1 rRNA gene is annotated in these 1143 nt (G+C 52.8%); it reads right to left on the bottom strand.

From position 1 onward, the window contains the following. Positions 1–13: 13 nt before the first annotated feature. Positions 14–1143: ribosomal RNA gene (locus HII16_RS16625) — 16S ribosomal RNA — on the bottom strand; the annotation flags it as partial.

Raw genomic sequence — 1143 nt, 5'->3', positions numbered from 1 at the left:
GTTTTACTTAAGGTAAGGAGGTGATCCAACCCCAGGTTCCCCTAGGGTTACCTTGTTACGACTTCACCCCAGTCATGAATCACAAAGTGGTAACCGCTCTCCCGAAGGTTAAGCTAGCTACTTCTTTTGCAACCCACTCCCATGGTGTGACGGGCGGTGTGTACAAGGCCCGGGAACGTATTCACCGTGGCATTCTGATCCACGATTACTAGCGATTCCGACTTCACGGAGTCGAGTTGCAGACTCCGATCCGGACTACGACAAACTTTGTGGGATTCGCTCCACCTCGCGGTCTTGCTGCCCTCTGTATCTGCCATTGTAGCACGTGTGTAGCCCATCCCGTAAGGGCCATGATGACTTGACGTCGTCCCCACCTTCCTCCGGTTTATCACCGGCAGTCTCCTTAGAGTTCCCGCCCGAAGCGCTGGCAAATAAGGATAGGGGTTGCGCTCGTTGCGGGACTTAACCCAACATTTCACAACACGAGCTGACGACAGCCATGCAGCACCTGTCTCAGAGTTCCCGAAGGCACCAAACTATCTCTAGTAAGTTCTCTGGATGTCAAGGGATGGTAAGGTTCTTCGCGTTGCATCGAATTAAACCACATGCTCCACCGCTTGTGCGGGCCCCCGTCAATTCATTTGAGTTTTAACCTTGCGGCCGTACTCCCCAGGCGGTCAACTTAGCGCGTTAGCTACGCTACCCACAGATCAAGTCTACAGACAGCTAGTTGACATCGTTTACGGCGTGGACTACCAGGGTATCTAATCCTGTTTGCTCCCCACGCTTTCGTGCCTCAGCGTCAGTATTTGTCCAGGTGGCCGCCTTCGCCACTGATGTTCCTTCCAATCTCTACGCATTTCACCGCTACACTGGAAATTCCACCACCCTCTACAATACTCTAGCCTGCCAGTTCGAAATGCAGTTCCAAGGTTGAGCCCTGGGCTTTCACATCTCGCTTAACAAACCGCCTACGCACGCTTTACGCCCAGTAATTCCGATTAACGCTCGCACCCTCCGTATTACCGCGGCTGCTGGCACGGAGTTAGCCGGTGCTTCTTCTGTCGCTAACGTCACAGTTAGCAGTTATTAGCTACTAACCTTTCCTCACGACTGAAAGTGCTTTACAACCCGAAGGCCTTC

The organism is Thalassotalea sp. Y01 (assembly GCF_012932945.1).
Taxonomy (GTDB): Bacteria; Pseudomonadota; Gammaproteobacteria; order Enterobacterales; family Alteromonadaceae; genus Thalassotalea_A.
This window is presented reverse-complemented; position numbering and strand designations above follow the sequence as displayed.